Genomic DNA, 15,312 nt, shown 5'->3' with positions numbered 1-15,312 from the left:
GGTGGTGGCGGGGCGCCGGGCGCGCCCGCCCGCCCCCCCCCGCCCGCGGCGCGCGGGGGCGGCGCCCCCCCGGCGCCCCCCCCCCCCGCCGCCGTACGGGGCCGGAGGGTCAGCTGCGCCAGCTGTGGGGCGCGCTGAAGCCGGACTGCCGCTCCAGGCGGCGCCAGCCGGCCGTGGAGCGGGGCTTGACGTAGTCGGTCGCGTCCTGGCCCTGGGCCGCGGCGCGGGCGAGCAGGACAGCGGTGAGGGCGGCCAGCTCCTCGTCGCTGACGTGGCCGCGCTCCACGCGCACGAGGGCGGCGGAGGTGCTGTCGGCAGGGGTGCTCACGGGGTTCGTCTTCTCCCTTACTGGGGCGGGTTGCCGTGCTTGCGGGACGGCAGGTCGGCGTGCTTGGTGCGCAGCATCGCGAGCGAGCGGATGAGGACCTCGCGCGTCTCGGCGGGGTCGATCACGTCGTCCACCAGGCCGCGCTCGGCGGCGTAGTAGGGGTGCATCAGCTCGGACTTGTACTCCTTCACCATGCGGGCGCGCATGGCGTCGGGGTCGTCGGCCTCGGCGATCTGGCGGCGGAAGATCACGTTCGCGGCGCCCTCGGCGCCCATGACGGCGATCTCGTTGGTCGGCCAGGCGTAGGTCAGGTCGGCGCCGATCGACTGGCTGTCCATGACGATGTAGGCACCTCCGTACGCCTTGCGCAGGATCAGCGAGATCCGGGGCACGGTCGCGTTGCAGTACGCGTACAGCAGCTTGGCGCCGTGCCGGATGATCCCACCGTGCTCCTGGTCGACGCCGGGGAGGAAGCCGGGTACGTCCAGAAGGGTGAGGAGCGGGATGTTGAAGGCGTCGCACATCTGCACGAAGCGCGCGGCCTTCTCGCTGGCCTCGATGTCGAGGACGCCGGCGAGGGAGGCGGGCTGGTTGGCGATGATGCCGACGACCTGGCCGTCGAGGCGGGCCAGGGCCACGATGATGTTGGTCGCCCAGCGCTCGTGGATCTCCAGGTACTCGCCGTCGTCGACGAGCTCCTCGATGACCTGGTGCATGTCGTACGAGCGGTTGCCGTCGGCGGGGACGATGTCCAGCAGGACGTCGCCGCGCCGGTCGGCCGGGTCCGCGGCGGGGATCGACGGGGGGTTCTCGCGGTTGTTCTGCGGCAGCATCGACAGCAGGTAGCGGACCTCCTCGAGGCAGGTCTGCTCGTCGTCGTACGCGAAGTGCGAGACGCCGGAGACCTCCGAGTGGACGTCGGCGCCGCCGAGCCCGTTCTGGGAGATCTTCTCGCCGGTGACGGCCTGGACGACGTCCGGGCCGGTGATGAACATCTGGGAGGTCTCGCGGACCATGAACACGAAGTCGGTCAGGGCCGGGGAGTACGCGGCGCCGCCGGCGCAGGGGCCGAGCATCACCGAGATCTGCGGGATCACACCGGAGGCGCGGGTGTTGCGCTGGAAGATGCCGCCGTAGCCGGCGAGCGCCGAGACGCCCTCCTGGATGCGGGCGCCGGCACCGTCGTTGAGCGAGACCAGCGGGGCGCCGGCCGAGATGGCCATGTCCATGATCTTGTGGATCTTGCTGGCGTGGGCCTCGCCCAGCGCGCCGCCGAAGATCCGGAAGTCATGGGCGTACACGAAGACGGTCCGCCCGTGGACGGTGCCCCAGCCGGTGATGACACCGTCGGTGTAGGGCTTCTTCGCCTCCAGGCCGAAGCCGCTGGCGCGGTGCCGGCGCAGCGGCTCGACCTCGTTGAAGGTGCCCTCGTCGAGCAGCAGCTCGATGCGCTCGCGCGCGGTCAGCTTGCCCTTGGCCTTCTGGGCCTGGGTGGCCTTCTCGCTGGGGCCGAGCCGGACCTGCTCGCGGATGGCGCGCAGTTCCGCGACGCGCCCGCGGGCGTCGTTCGCCGGCTGCGCGGCCTCTTCGGCCCCTCCGGCCTCGGCGGGCTGGGTCGGCACCTCGTCCAAAACGCTCATGCCATCGACCATACGAGCGGAGGGCCGCGGAAATCGGCGTCGACTTCGTACAGTGTCCGGACCCGCTTCATGGAGCATCTGGACAGAACCAACACAAGAAAGGCCCCGCACGGCACGTGCGGGACCTTTTCTTTGTAGCGGTCGTCCACCCGGACTCTACGGGAGCGCTACCTTCCGGATACCGCCTCGGCCAGGGCAAGGACACGCCGGGCGTCATCCACATGGAGGTTCTCGACCATCCGGCCGTCCACCGTGACGACCCCGCGGCCCTCGGCCACGGCCTCCTCGAAGGCCGCGATGACGCGCCGCGCCTTGTCGGCTTCCTCCTCCGAAGGGGCGAAGACCCTGTTGCAGATCTCCACCTGCCGTGGGTGGATGAGGGTCTTGCCGTCGAAGCCGAACTGCCGGCCCTGGACGCACTCGGCCTCGAAGCCGGTCTCGTCCGTGACGTCGTTGTAGACACCGTCCAAAATCACCTTGCCTGCCTCGCGTGCACCCAGAAGGGCGAGGGAGAGCCCGGTGAGCAGCGGGGCGCGGCCCGGGACGTGCTCGGCGTGCAGCTCCTTGGCGAGGTCGTTGGTGCCCATGACCAGCACGCGCAGTCGCTCCGAGGCCGCCGCGACGGCCCGGGCGTCCAGCATCGCGCGGGGGGTCTCCACCATCGCCCAGATGGCGGTGCGGTCCGGGGCGCCGGCGGCCTCCAGGGCGCGCTCGACGGCGTGCACGGTCGCGGCCGAGTCGACCTTGGGGACGACCACGGCGTCCGGGCCCGCCTCGGCGGCGGCCCGCAGGTCGTCCTCGTGCCAGGGGGTGCCCGGCGAGTTCACCCGGATGGTGACCTCCCGGTACCCGTACTCGCCCGAGGCGGCGGCCGCGGCGACCCGCTTGCGGGCCTCGGCCTTGGCGTCGGGCGCGACGGAGTCCTCCAGGTCGAGGATGAGCGCGTCGGTGGGGAGGGACTTCGCCTTCTCCAGGGCGCGCTCGTTCGCCCCGGGCATGTACAGGACGGAGCGGCGCGGCCGCAGGATCGCGTCGGTCATCGGTTCTGCTCCTGCTCCTTGTACGCGGACTCGTACGCCTCGGCCAGCTCCGGGTCGCGGGCGGCCAGCGCCTCCGCGAGCTCGACGACGACGTGGCACTGCTTGACCGTGGCGTCGTCCTGCATCTTGCCGTCGATCATCACCGCGCCGGTGCCGTCGCCCATGGCGTCGATGACCCGGCGCGCCCAGGCCACGTCCGCCGGCGCCGGGGAGAAGACCCGCTTGGCGATGTCGATCTGGACCGGGTGCAGGCTCCACGCGCCGACGCAGCCGAGCAGGAAGGCGTTGCGGAACTGGTCCTCGCAGGCGGTGGTGTCCTTGATGTCGCCGAAGGGGCCGTAGTAGGGCAGGATCCCGTGCGCGGCGCAGGCGTCGACCATCCGCGCGATCGTGTAGTGCCACAGGTCCTGCTGGAAGGTCAGCCGCGGCAGCTCCATGTCGGGGTCCTTGGGGTCCTCCCGCACGAGGTACCCGGGGTGTCCCCCGCCGACGCGGGTGGTCTTCATGCGGCGGCTCGCCGCCAGGTCGGCCGGGCCGAGGGAGATGCCCTGCATCCGGGGGCTGGCCCCGGCGATCTCCTCGACGGCCGCCACCCCCGTCGCGGTCTCCAGGATCGCGTGGACGAGGATCGGCCGCTCGACGCCCGCCTTCGCCTCCAGCTGGGCCAGCAGCCGGTCGACGTAGTGGATGTCCTCGGCGCCCTCGACCTTGGGCACCATCACGACGTCGAGCTTGTGGCCGATCTCGGCGACCAGGGTCAGCAGGTCGTCCAGCGCCCAGGGCGAGTCGAGGCTGTTGATCCGGGTCCACAACTGGGTGTCGCCGAAGTCGTTGGCCTTGGCCGTGGCGACCAGCCCCGCACGGGCGGCCTCCTTGCGGTCGGCGGAGACGGCGTCCTCCAGGTTGCCCAGCAGGACGTCCACCTTGGGGGCGATGGAGGGGACCTTCGCCGCCATCTTCTCGTTGCTCGGATCGAAGAAGTGGATCATCCGCGACGGCCGGAACGGCACTTCCCGTACGGGCGCCGGGGCCCCCACGGCCAGCGGTCGGAAGAAGTCCTTCGCGGAACGCATGCGGTCTCCCGGGGTTCGAGGGTTGGGGAGCGTACGGCGCTCACCCTATGATCCGCGGGGTGCTCGCGTTACTGGTCGGTACGTGTGCCGTTGGTCACCGGTCCGCCACGGACGGCAGACGGTAGGTCAGGTCCGGCTCGCCCTCCTCGTTCGCGGTGCTCCCGCTGCCGGGGACGGCCCGGAAGCCGCGCCGTTCGTAGAACGCGCGGGCCGCGGTGTTGCGCCGGAAGACGTGCAACGACAGTGGGCCGTCCGGGTGGTGGCGCACGACCTCGTCGAGCAGCCGCGTCCCGATGCCGCGTCCGCGCACGTCGGGCCGCAGGTAGAGGTGCTCCAGCCAGTCGCCGTCGAGCGCCGCGAAGCCGGCCGCGGCACCCGTGCCGGTCTCCTCCGCGAGCCACACCCGGCACTGCTCCAGCACCACGTTCGCGACCCACCACCGGGTCTCGGCGTCGGTGTGCAGCCGGGGCAGCCAGGGCATGGCGGCGGCCCGGGAGGCGAGGAAGACGGCGGTGATCGCGTCCGCGTCCGCAGCCCCCGCGCCCCTGATCCGTATCGCTGTGTCGTCGGTCACGCGATGAACGTACGCCGGGCCCGGGGGCGTGATCGAATGGGTTTACCCGCCCCGGAAGGACGAGCCCCATGACCGCAGCGACCGTGCACTCGCTGACCTGCTACCCCGTCAAGGGCTGCGCCGGCGTTCCGCTGGCGAACGCCTCTGTCACCGCGACCGGTCTGGTCCACGACCGTACGTTCATGGTGGTCGACGCGGCCGACGGGACCTTCCGCAGCCAGCGGACGCTGCCGCGGATGGCCGTGGTGCGCGCGGAGGTCACCGACGACGGCAAGCACCTGGCGCTGTCCGCGCCCGGCGCCGGGGAGCTGGCGCTGGAGGTGGCGTACGAGGGGCCACCGCGCGAGGTCGTCCTGTTCGGCCGGCCGCTGGGGCCGGCGGTGGACCAGGGCGAGGAGGCCGCGCGCTGGTTCTCCGAGGCGCTGGGCGCGCCCTCGCGCCTGGTGCGTGTGCGTCCGGGCTTCGACCGGGACGGCTGGGGCGAGCACCCGGGCAAGGTCAACTTCGCCGACGCCCACGCCCTCTCGGTGGCCTCGCTGGCCTCGCTCGACGACCTCAACCGGCGCATCACCGAACGCGGTGGCGCACCCGTGCCCGTGGACCGCTTCCGGTCCAACGTCGTGGTCGCCGGCTGGACCGAGCCGCACACCGAGGACCGGGTGCGGGTCATGGACGCCGGCGCCGCCCGGCTCGGCTACTCCGTGCGCGCGATGCGCTGCTCCGTACCGCTGGTCGACCAGGCGACCGGTCGTACGGCGGGCCCCGAACCGGTGCGCACCCTGGCCGGCTACCGGCGGGAGCCGGAGTACGGCAACAAGGTGAGCTTCGCGATGAAGGCGGCGGTGCTCCGGCCGGGCACGATCGCGGTCGGCGACCCGGTGGAGGTCCTGGCCTGGGCGTGAGGCCCCTCCCGCACCGGCCGCGCACACCGCGCCGCGTGCCGTGCAAGTGGAACCGGCACGAACAGCCGCCCGGCATTGGTGACTTCGGCGGGAACGCGGATCCCGTCGCCCGGCTGCGCGCCACGCGGGAGAGGACCGCCCGCGGGAGAGGACCGCCCGCGGCCCGGCCGGGACCGGGCCGCGGGCGGCTCACCGAACGGGGTCAGCAGCCGCCGCAGTTGTAGTAGAGGACGTCCCAGTGGTTGCCCTCGTCGGCGTAGACGTTGCCCGAGCCGGAGCGGTACTGGGGGGCGCCGTCACCGCGCAGGCCGATGTAGGTGAAGGCGCTGTGGATGTAGTTGGTGACGCAACTGTTCTTGCCGTAGTCGAGCTTGTAGCCGTTCCAGTGCGAGTAGGTGCCGCTCGCGTGACCGGTCTCGGTGCCGCCGGTGATGTTCAGGGCGCATCCGGTGGCGTGCTTCAGGGTCACCGCACCCTGGGCGGTCGGCTGGTTGAGCTGGTCGAAGGACGTGCAGGTCGCGTTGTTGCGGTTGGAACAGCCGCCTGACGAGGACCAGGTGATCCCGGCGTTGCGGAACATCGTGGTGGCCTGGGCATGCGTCAGCTTCGTGACGGCGTAGGCGTCGTGGGACGCGGCGAGACCGACGCCGGGAGCGAACAGCACCCCGAGCGCGAGGACGAGCGCGCTCAGGACGGAGCGGAACTTCATGGGCGATTCCTCCTGCTGGGGACCGTGCTTCCGGTGGGGCGGCGGTGCAGGTGGAGCAGGTGGAGCAGGAGGAGTGTGCCCGGTGTTCTACGCGCGTATGCGCGGCAGTCGGGGCGCACGCACGCGGATCCCGCGGGGCGCTAGTGGGCGCACTTGGCGCTGTATCCGACGTTGTAGCCGCTGGAGTAGCCCGACTTGTACTTCGAGTTCGTCGTCTCCGGGCTGTAGGAGTCGTAGTACGAGCAGGACTTTCCGTCGAAGCGTCCGTCGAGGAGCCCGGCGTTGTAACCCTGCTGGTACTTCGGGTCGTCCTTGCCGGGAGCCTGCTGCGCGGACGCCGTCGCGGGGTGCGCCGTGTCCGCGTGTGCCGTTGCCGGTACCGCCGACGAGAACGCCAGCGCCGCGGCCGCGACGAGGGGGCTTGCCAGCAATGCGATGCTTCGCTTGGCGCGCATGACTTTCTTCTTCCCTGGAATCTGGTACGCGCGGATGGTGCCTCGACCCGGCCGGGGCACATGGAGGACATGCGGCAGCGGGCCGGAGGGCGAAATCTGCAATGCAATGCGCGGGGCACCATGACAGCCGGGCGATTCCGGCTGCGGACGCCATCTGACCTGCGGATCAAGTCATCCCATGTCGATGACGCCGACAATTCGACCGTAACGACACGGGAGCCGGGTGTCCACTCATGGACGGTGGCCCGGCGTGGACGGATCAATCACGCGGAATTGCCGGAGCGGGAATTCCGGTGCCCACGGCAATTATTCCGGCGCGGCAGCCGCGTCGCGTGCCCGGACGCCCTTTCGGCGCGGCGGACGCGGGCGAATGCGCCGCGTCCGCCACTTCGGTCCGCGCCCTTCAGCCGTTCCGGAGCGGCTCCACGCCGGCGCGCAGCAGCCCGTAGGCGTACGCGTCCTCCAGAGCCTGCCAGGAGGCGGCGATGACGTTCTCGCCGACGCCGACGGTGGACCACTCGCAACTGCCGTCCGAGGTGGCGACCAGCACCCGAGTGATGGACTCCGTGCCGTGCTTGCCCTCCAGGATGCGCACCTTGTAGTCCACCAGCTCCAGCTTCGCCAGCTGCGGGTAGGTGCGCTCCAGTGCGACGCGCAGCGCGCGGTCGAGCGCGTTGACCGGGCCGTTGCCCTCGGCGGTGGCGACGATGCGCTGGCCGTCGGCCCACACCTTTACCGTCGCCTCGTTGGCGTGGGTGCCGTCGGGGCGGTCCTCGACGATGGCGCGCCAGGACTCGACCCGGAAGTAGTGCAGCGGCCGGCGCTCGACCTCCTCGCGCAGCAGGAGTTCGAAGGAGGCGTCGGCCGCCTCGTAGGTGTAGCCCGCGAGTTCGCGCTCCTTGACCCGCTCGACGACGCGGCCGATCAGCTCGCGGTCGTCGCCGAGGTCGATGCCGAGCTCCTTGCCCTTGAGCTCCACCGAGGCGCGCCCCGCCATGTCGGAGACCAGCATGCGCATGGTGTTGCCGACCAGTTCCGGGTCGATGTGCTGGTAGAGGTCGGGGTCGACCTTGATCGCCGAGGCGTGCAGCCCCGCCTTGTGGGCGAAGGCCGAGATTCCCACGTACGGCTGGTGGGTGGAGGGCGTGAGGTTGACGACCTCGGCGATGGCGTGCGAGATGCGGGTCATCTCGGCGAGGGAACCGGCGGGCAGCACCTTGCGGCCGTACTTGAGCTCCAGGGCCGCCACGACCGGGAAGAGGTTGGCGTTGCCGACCCGCTCGCCGTAGCCGTTGGCGGTGCACTGGACGTGGGTGGCCCCGGCGTCGACGGCGGCGAGGGTGTTGGCGACCGCGCAGCCGGTGTCGTCCTGGGCGTGGATCCCCAGACGGGCGCCGGTGTCGGCGAGCACGGTGCGGACGACGGCGGTGATCTGTGCGGGCAGCATCCCGCCGTTGGTGTCGCAGAGGACGACGACGTCGGCGCCGGCCTCGTGGGCGGCGCGCACGACCTCCTTGGCGTACGCCGGGTTGGCCTTGTAGCCGTCGAAGAAGTGCTCGCAGTCGACGAAGACGCGGCGGCCCTGGGAACGCAGGTGGGAGACGGTGTCCCGGACCATCTCCAGGTTCTCCTCGAGCGTGGTGCGCAGGGCCAGCTCGACGTGCCGGTCGTGGGACTTGGCGACCAGGGTGACGACCGGGGCGCCCGACTCCAGCAGCGCCCTGACCTGGGGGTCCTCGGCGGCGCTGCCTCCGGCCCGGCGCGTGGCGCCGAAGGCCACCAGCTGGGCGTGCTGCAGGTCGAGCTCGTCGGCGGCGCGTGCGAAGAACTCGGTGTCGCGGGGGTTGGCGCCGGGCCAGCCGCCCTCGATGAAGCCCACCCCGAAGTCGTCCAGGTGCCGGGCGATCGTCAGCTTGTCGGCGACGGTGAGGTTGATGCCCTCGCGCTGCGCGCCGTCGCGCAGCGTGGTGTCGAAGACGTGGAAGCTGTCGTCCAGTACGGCCGTCATGGTTCGTTCCAACTCCTGTCGGGTGAGTGGTTCCGGAAGACCGGGCTCCACTTGCCCCCATCATCCCTCGCGCTGCGCCGCCCCCGGCGCGGGTGGGCCGGGAAACGAAAAAACCTCTCGCGGGTGCGAGAGGTCTGCGCGCGGGTCTGGGACACGGTGGTCGCTTCCGCGATGGTCTGCGGTGGTGCGATCACTGAGGACCGGCGCGCCTGCTGCCGATAATCATGGCGAACGAGGGCACATCGGCAGTCTGCCACAGGACCCGCGGACGTGGGACACGGTCTCAGGATGCGGGCACCTGCTCGTCGGCGGGCGGAAGAGCGGTGTCCCGGCCGCCCCTCAGCCCGCCGCGGGGGCCGGGGTGAGGGCGTCGTCCAGGAACTCCCGGACGTGCTCCAGGGCCTGCTCGCGGTCCATTCCCGGCAGCCCGATGACCAGGGGCACCCCGAAGCCGTCCAGCAGCGCGCGCAGCCGCACGGTGAAGCGCTCGGGGTCCAGCCGCCGGAAGTCGCCGCGCGAGATGCCCTCGGCGAGCAGGGCGACCAGGTCGCGGTGCCAGACCAGTTCGAGGTCGAGCTGGCGGCGCAGGACGTCCTCGGCGGCCGTCGTCCTGTTCCAGATCTCGGACCAGAGCGTCCAGCGCGGGTCCCGGCGCCCGTCGGGGAGGTAGAGGTCGATCACGGCGTCGAGCCGTTCCCGTGGGGCGCTGGGGCCGCCCAGCACCCGCCGGCGCTCGGCGGCGAGCTGCTCCTCGCTCCATTCGAGGGTCTGCAGCAGCAGCTCGTCCTTGCTGCCGAAGTAGTAGAGGATGTGGCCGCTGCTCATGCCGACCTGCCGGCCGAGGCCCGCGATGGTCAGTTCGGCCAGACCGCGCTCGGCGATGGTCGCCATGGCGGCGGCCATCACGTCCTCGCGGGGCTGCTTGAGCCGCCGCCGCGGGCGGGCGGGTCCGGTCACGGTTCCTCCGGGGGCGGTGGGACGGTCACACCTGGGGCTGCTGCTGGGTGATGCAATGAATACCACCACCGTGGGCGAAGATCGTACGAGCGTCCACCAGTACGACCTCCCGGTCCGGGAAGAGCCGCTCGAAGACCGCCCTGTTGACCTCGTCCGCCGGGTCGTCGAAGGCGCAGAGGATCACGGCGCCGTTGCAGAGGTAGTGGTTGACGTACGAGTAGTCGACGAGTTCGCCGTCCACCTCCCGGACCTGGGGCGCGGGCAGCTCCACGACCTCCAGCGACCGGCCCCGGGCGTCGGTGGCGGCCCGCAGCAGGGACGCGACCTCCCGGGAGACGGCGTGGTCGGGGTGGGCCGGGTCCTGCCGGCTGTGGACGACGACCACACCGGGACGCGCGAAGGCCGCCACGATGTCGACGTGGCCGCGGGTGCCGAAGCGGCCGTAGTCGGCGGTGAGGCCGCGGGGCAGCCAGATCGCCTTGCGGGTGCCGAGGAAGGCGTGGACCTCGGCCTCCGCCCGCTCCCTCGTCCAGCCCGGGTTGCGGCCCGGATCGAGCTGCACGGTCTCGGTGAGCAGCACGGTGCCCTCTCCGTCGACGTGGAGGCCCCCGCCCTCGTTGACGAAGGACGTGGCGTAGCGGGCGGCGCCGGCCTGCCCGGCGACGAAGGCGCCGATCTCGGCGTCGTGCCCCCAGGACGCCCACTCCTGGGCGCCCCAGCCGTTGAACGTCCAGTCGGCGGCGGCGAGGCGTCCGCCGCCGGTCAGGAAGGTGGGGCCCATGTCGCGCATCCAGGCGTCGTCCAGCGGCGCCTCGGTGACCGTGACGTCCGCGCCGCCGGCGCCGAGCAGCTCCCGGGCGCCCGCCGCGTCCTCGGGACGGGCCACGACGGTCACCGGCTCGAAGCGGGCGACCGTCCGGGCCACCGCGGCCCAGGCGGCGCGGGACACGGCGAGGTCGTCCGCGCCGTCGAAGGTGACGCTGGGCGACGGCCACGCCATCCAGGTGCGGGTGTGCGGGGCCCACTCGGGCGGCATCGTGTAGCCGTCGGCGGCGGGGGTGGTGGGCATGGTGCCGGTCCTTGTCACAAGAAGTAGAGACGGCTGAGCGACACCCGCTCCGCGGGCTCGGAGCGCAGCGGGTCGCCGTCGAGGGTCACCAGGCCCGTGGTGTCCTCCACGTCCACCTGCCCGGTGCGGGAGTTGAGGACGAGGTCGGCCGGGCCGATGCCGCGGGTGCCGCGCACGGCGACGCGCCGCCGCCGGGTGGGCATCCGGTCGTGCTCCAGCTCCAGTGCGGGGCGGGCCACGAACGCCACGGACAGCTCCGCCGCCGTGGCGCCGTGGGCCCCGAACAGCGGTCCGAGGACGAGGGGTTCGCAGGTGTCGGTGGCCGCGTTGGGATCGCCGGTGACCCCGTAGGCGGGGAAGCCGGACTTGAGCACCATCTGCGGCTTGGCGCCGAAGTACTGCGGCCGCCACAGCACGATGTCGGCGAGCTTGCCGACCTCGATCGAGCCGATCTCGTGGGCGAGGCCGTGGGCGATGGCCGGGTTGATGGTGAGCTTGGCGACGTAGCGCAGCACCCGGGCGTTGTCGTCGTCCGGGCCGTCCCCCTCCAGGGGGCCGCGCTCGGCCTTCATCTTCCCCGCCATGGCGAAGGTGCGGCGCACGGTCTCGCCGGCGCGGCCCATGCCCTGGGCGTCGGAGGAGGTGATGCCGATCGCGCCCAGGTCGTGCAGCACGTCCTCGGCGCCCATCGTGCCGGCGCGGATGCGGTCGCGGGCCATGGCGGCGTCGCCCGGCAGGTCCGGCTTCAGGTCGTGGACGGAGACGATCATCCCGTAGTGCTCGCCGACCGCGTCCCGGCCGAAGGGCAGGGTGGGGTTGGTCGAGGAGCCGATGACGTTGGGGACGCCCGCCATCTTCAGGACGTTGGGGACGTGCCCGCCGCCGCAGCCCTCGATGTGGAAGGCGTGGATCGTCCGGCCCTCCAGCACCCGCAGGGTGTCCTCCACCGACAGGCACTCGTTCAGGCCGTCGCTGTGCAGGGCGACCTGGACGTCGTACTCCTCGGCGACCCGCAGCGCGGTGTCCAGGGCCCGGGTGTGGGCGCCCATGTCCTCGTGGACCTTGAAGCCGCAGGCCCCTCCCTCGGCGAGCGCCTCGACCAGTGGCGCCGGGTCGGAGGAGGAACCGCGGCCGAGGAAGCCGATGTTGACGGGCCAGGCGTCGAAGGAGCTGAACGCGTGCCGCAGCGCCCAGGGCGAGTTGACGCCGACGCCCCAGACGGGCCCGAACTCCTGGCCGATGATCGTGGTGACACCGGAGGCGAGCGAGGCCTCCATGATCCGCGGTGAGAGCAGGTGGACGTGGGTGTCCACGGCCCCGGCGGTGGCGATCAGGCCCTCGCCGGAGACGATGGAGGTGCCCGTGCCGACCACGACGTCCACCCCGTCGAGGGTGTCCGGGTTGCCGGCCCTGCCGATGGCGTGGATGCGGCCCTCGCGGATGCCGACGGACACCTTGCGGATGCCGACGGCGGCGTCGATGACCAGGACGTTGCTGATCACCACGTCGCAGGTCTCGCGTACGGCGGCGGCCTTGAGGGCCAGCCCGTCGCGGGCGGTCTTGCCGAAGCCGGCGAGGAACTCGTCCCCGGGCCGCTGGGAGTCCGACTCGACGCGGACCACCAGGCCCGAGTCGCCCAGCCGGACCCGGTCCCCGGCGCGCGGTCCGTGGACGGCGGCGTACTCGTACGGGTCGATGGTCATCGCCGCGCCCCCAGGTATCCGCAGGCGGCGGCCCGCCGCAGGGCCTCCGCCTTCGCGCCGGGCGCATCGAGCGGACCGTCGACGAGCCCGGCGAAGCCGATCACGACGCGGTCCCCGCCGATCGGGACGAGCCCGACCTCCCGCTCCTCCCCGGGCCCGAAGCGGACGGAGGAGCCGGCCAGGACGTTCAGCCGCATGCCGTACGCCGCCGAACGGTCGAAGTCCAGCCGGGGGTTGGCCTCGAAGAAGTGGAAGTGCGAGGTCACGCTGACCGGCACCGGGGCGGTGTTGCGCACGGCGAGCACCATGTCCGGGGACCGCTCGGGCAGGGCCGGGCCGGGCAGCACGGCGCCGGGCGCCTCCGCCCCCAGCGAGCCCCCGCCGATCGGGTCCGGGACCACGGCCAGCCGCGAGCCGTCGTCGAAGACGGCCTCCACGTGGACCTCGGTGACGACGTCGGCCACGCCGGGCAGCACGTCCTCGGGGCCGAGCACGGCACGGCCTGCCTCGACGGCCTCCGCGAGGCGCGCGCCGTCCCGCGCGGCCTCGCAGACCGCGTCGGCGATCAACGCGGTGGTCTCGGGCACGTTGAGCCGGAGCCCGCGGGCCCGCCGGGCCCGGGCCAGCTCGGCGGCGCCGAACAGCAGCAGCCGGTCGCGCTCGGTCGGGGTGAGCCTCACGCCTCCGCACCTCCCACATCGATCACATGTTAGAGCACCACTCTAAACCTCGCAGTCACCCGCGGGAAGGATTGACCGGGAGCCGAGGACCGGAGGAAATTGAGTGACGTTCTAAATATCCGGGCACGGCAAGGGAGCCAGCCATGCAGATCGAACGACACGGAGCGGACACGGTCCCCGAGGAGGAACGGACGAGTCGTCCGCGCGATCCGGTCAGCGTCCTGCTGGGCTCCAACCTGGCGCTGGGCGTGATCGTCCTCGGCTGGCTCCCGGTCTCCTTCGGTCTCGGCTGGTGGGCCTCCTTCACGTCCCTGCTCGTGGGCACCGTGGTCGGCACGGTGCTCGTCGCGCCGCCGGCACTGGTCTCGCTGCGCACCGCCACCAACCTGTCCACCAGTAGCGGGGCCCACTTCGGCGTGCGCGGCAGACTGCTCGGCCCGGTCATCGGGCTGCTGCTGTCGCTGGGCTGCACCGCGCTGACCCTGTGGGTCGGCGACGCCGTCGTCGGCTGCCTCCACCGGATCGCCGGGCTCCCGGCCGGCGGCCGGAGCTACGCGGTCGTCCACGCGTTGCTCGCGGCCTGCACCGCCACGTCCGCGGTCTTCGGCTACCGCATGCTGCTACGGCTCAGCCGCGCCCTGTCCACAGCGCTGACGGTGCTGCTGCTCGTCGGGGTCCTCGCGTACGCGGGGGACTTCACCACGGCCGCGCCCGCCGGCGCGGGGTACCTGCTCGGCGGCTTCTGGCCGACCTGGCTGCTCGCCACGGTCTCGGCGGGCCTGAACGGACCGATCGCGTTCATCACGCTGCTGGGCGACTACACCCGCTACATATCGCGGCGCCGGTTCTCGGCCGCCGTGTACCTCGTGCTCCACGCGGGCCGCCCGCATCCCGTGCCGCCGACGCGGGTCCCGGAGCGGGTGGCGGTCACCGTGTGAGGCCGGCCCCGCTCCCCCGCCCGGCGCCCGCCCCGCGCAGACGTCGGCGCGGCGCCGCACGGGCCCTGCCCCGTGCGGCGCCGCGCGGACACGGCGGAGGGTCAGCCGCCCAGGGGGTGCATCCAGCCGTGGGTGTCGGGGGACTGGCCGGTCTGGATGTCGAGCAGCGCCTTGCGCAGCTTCATGGTGACCTCACCGGGCCGGCCGTCGCCGACGGTCCAGTCCGCGCGGGTGGACTTCACGGAACCGACCGGCGTGATGACCGCCGCGGTGCCGCAGGCGAAGACCTCGGTCAGCGATCCGTCCGCGTTGCCGTTCTTCCAGTCGTCCACGGAGATGCGGCCCTCGCTGACCTCGTAGCCGAGGTCGGCGGCGATGCGCAGCAACGAGGCCCGGGTGATGCCGGGGAGGAGGGAGCCGGTGAGCTCGGGGGTGACGATCGTGTTCCCGTACACGAAGTACAGGTTCATGCCGCCCATCTCCTCGATCCAGCGGCGCTCCATCGCGTCGAGCCACACGACCTGGTCGCAGCCGTGCTGGATGGCCTGGGCCTGCGCGACCAGGGACGCGGCGTAGTTGCCGCCCGCCTTCGCGGCGCCGGTGCCACCGGGCGCGGCACGCACGTACTCCTCGGAGAGCCAGACGGAGACGGGCTTGACGCCACCGGGGAAGTAGGCGCCGGCCGGCGAGGCGATGACCATGAACAGGTACTCGTTGGCCGGCTTGACGCCGAGGCCGACCTCGGTGGCGAACATGAACGGACGCAGGTAGAGGGACTGCTCGCCCTGGCTGGGAACCCATGCCTCGTCCTGGGTGACGAGCGCGTCGACCGCGGCGATGAAGGTCTCGACGGGCAGCTCGGGCATGGCCAGACGGCGGGCGGAGGCCTGGAAGCGCTCGGCGTTGGCCTCGGGACGGAAGGTGGCGACCGACCCGTCGGGCTGGCGGTACGCCTTGAGGCCCTCGAAGATCGTCTGCGCGTAGTGCAGCGTCATGTTCGCGGGGTCGATGGACAGCGGCGCGTACGGGACGAGCTCGGCGTCGTGCCAGCCGCGGCCCTCGGTCCACCGGATCGTCACCATGTGGTCGGTGAAGTGGCGGCCGAACCCGGGGCTGGCGAGGATCGCCTCCCGCTGCGCGTCGGGCAGCGGGCGCGAGGAGGGCTTGAGCTCGATCGTGGGCGTCGTCATGTGTGGTGTCCTTCGCGTCAGGGTCAGGGCGGACCGCACCCGCCGT

The 15,312-nt window shown here is 72.3% G+C and carries 14 protein-coding genes and 1 pseudogene; 2 read left to right on the top strand and 13 right to left on the bottom strand.

The window, feature by feature from the left end; translation table 11 throughout:
• Positions 1 to 109: 109 nt before the first annotated feature.
• From ABZ479_RS22155 to ABZ479_RS22135, 5 genes are all read right to left on the bottom strand, one after another.
• Complete coding sequence (locus tag ABZ479_RS22155; protein ID WP_500463180.1) at positions 110 to 328, bottom strand: acyl-CoA carboxylase epsilon subunit; 219 nt, start codon at positions 326 to 328, stop codon at positions 110 to 112.
• Positions 329 to 345: 17 nt separating this feature from the next.
• Positions 346 to 1,968, bottom strand: coding sequence for an acyl-CoA carboxylase subunit beta (locus ABZ479_RS22150; protein WP_499602243.1), 1,623 nt, complete (start codon positions 1,966 to 1,968; stop codon positions 346 to 348).
• A gap of 167 nt (positions 1,969 to 2,135) precedes the next feature.
• A complete protein-coding gene (locus tag ABZ479_RS22145) occupies positions 2,136 to 3,008 on the bottom strand; it encodes an HpcH/HpaI aldolase/citrate lyase family protein (protein WP_500463179.1) in 873 nt (290 codons plus the stop codon).
• Entirely contained in the window at positions 3,005 to 4,081 is a 1,077-nt protein-coding gene (locus ABZ479_RS22140) for an HpcH/HpaI aldolase/citrate lyase family protein (RefSeq protein WP_499602247.1), read from the bottom strand. Before ABZ479_RS22140 ends, ABZ479_RS22145 begins: the two co-directional genes overlap by 4 nt.
• A gap of 94 nt (positions 4,082 to 4,175) precedes the next feature.
• Positions 4,176 to 4,655: a GNAT family N-acetyltransferase gene (locus ABZ479_RS22135; RefSeq protein WP_500463178.1), complete on the bottom strand. Its 480-nt coding sequence runs from the start codon at positions 4,653 to 4,655 to the stop codon at positions 4,176 to 4,178.
• A gap of 68 nt (positions 4,656 to 4,723) precedes the next feature.
• Between ABZ479_RS22135 and ABZ479_RS22130 the strand changes: the two genes are divergently transcribed.
• On the top strand, positions 4,724 to 5,557 hold the full coding sequence (locus tag ABZ479_RS22130) for an MOSC domain-containing protein (RefSeq protein WP_500463177.1): 834 nt from the start codon (positions 4,724 to 4,726) through the stop codon (positions 5,555 to 5,557).
• A 202-nt stretch (positions 5,558 to 5,759) separates the two neighbouring features.
• On the opposite strand, the gene ABZ479_RS22125 is transcribed toward ABZ479_RS22130, so the two are convergent.
• The 7 genes from ABZ479_RS22125 to ureA form a co-directional block, all read right to left on the bottom strand.
• Entirely contained in the window at positions 5,760 to 6,266 is a 507-nt protein-coding gene (locus ABZ479_RS22125) for a hypothetical protein (RefSeq protein WP_499602251.1), read from the bottom strand.
• Positions 6,267 to 6,406: 140 nt separating this feature from the next.
• Positions 6,407 to 6,721 (bottom strand): hypothetical protein, encoded by a 315-nt coding sequence (locus ABZ479_RS22120; RefSeq protein ID WP_500463176.1) that lies wholly within the window; start codon positions 6,719 to 6,721, stop codon positions 6,407 to 6,409.
• 403 nt (positions 6,722 to 7,124) lie between these two features.
• On the bottom strand, positions 7,125 to 8,729 hold the full coding sequence (cimA, locus tag ABZ479_RS22115) for a citramalate synthase (protein WP_500463175.1): 1,605 nt from the start codon (positions 8,727 to 8,729) through the stop codon (positions 7,125 to 7,127).
• 339 nt (positions 8,730 to 9,068) lie between these two features.
• Positions 9,069 to 9,686, bottom strand: coding sequence for a TetR/AcrR family transcriptional regulator (locus tag ABZ479_RS22110; protein ID WP_500463174.1), 618 nt, complete (start codon positions 9,684 to 9,686; stop codon positions 9,069 to 9,071).
• A gap of 25 nt (positions 9,687 to 9,711) precedes the next feature.
• On the bottom strand, positions 9,712 to 10,755 hold the full coding sequence (locus tag ABZ479_RS22105) for an agmatine deiminase family protein (RefSeq protein WP_500463173.1): 1,044 nt from the start codon (positions 10,753 to 10,755) through the stop codon (positions 9,712 to 9,714).
• Positions 10,756 to 10,769: 14 nt separating this feature from the next.
• Positions 10,770 to 12,458, bottom strand: a complete 1,689-nt coding sequence (locus ABZ479_RS22100) for an urease subunit alpha (RefSeq protein ID WP_500463172.1) — start codon at positions 12,456 to 12,458, stop codon at positions 10,770 to 10,772.
• Positions 12,455 to 13,138, bottom strand: coding sequence for an urease subunit gamma (ureA, locus tag ABZ479_RS22095; protein WP_500463171.1), 684 nt, complete (start codon positions 13,136 to 13,138; stop codon positions 12,455 to 12,457). The genes ABZ479_RS22100 and ureA overlap by 4 nt, the downstream gene beginning before the upstream one ends.
• Positions 13,139 to 13,281: 143 nt before the next feature.
• Between ureA and ABZ479_RS22090 the strand changes: the two are divergent.
• Positions 13,282 to 14,016: pseudogene (locus ABZ479_RS22090) on the top strand (cytosine permease); the annotation flags it as partial.
• Positions 14,017 to 14,177: 161 nt separating this feature from the next.
• Here the strand turns inward: ABZ479_RS22090 and ABZ479_RS22085 are convergent.
• Positions 14,178 to 15,266 carry a branched-chain amino acid aminotransferase gene (locus ABZ479_RS22085; RefSeq protein ID WP_500463170.1) on the bottom strand — a complete coding sequence of 363 codons (1,089 nt, stop codon included), beginning with the start codon at positions 15,264 to 15,266 and terminating at the stop codon, positions 14,178 to 14,180.
• Positions 15,267 to 15,312: the final 46 nt, after the last annotated feature.

The sequence above is a fragment of the Streptomyces sp. NPDC005722 genome (assembly GCF_040630935.1).
Classification (GTDB): Bacteria; Actinomycetota; Actinomycetes; order Streptomycetales; family Streptomycetaceae; genus Actinacidiphila.
Note: the sequence above shows the minus strand (reverse complement) of the source record. Positions and strands in the feature narration are given on the sequence as shown.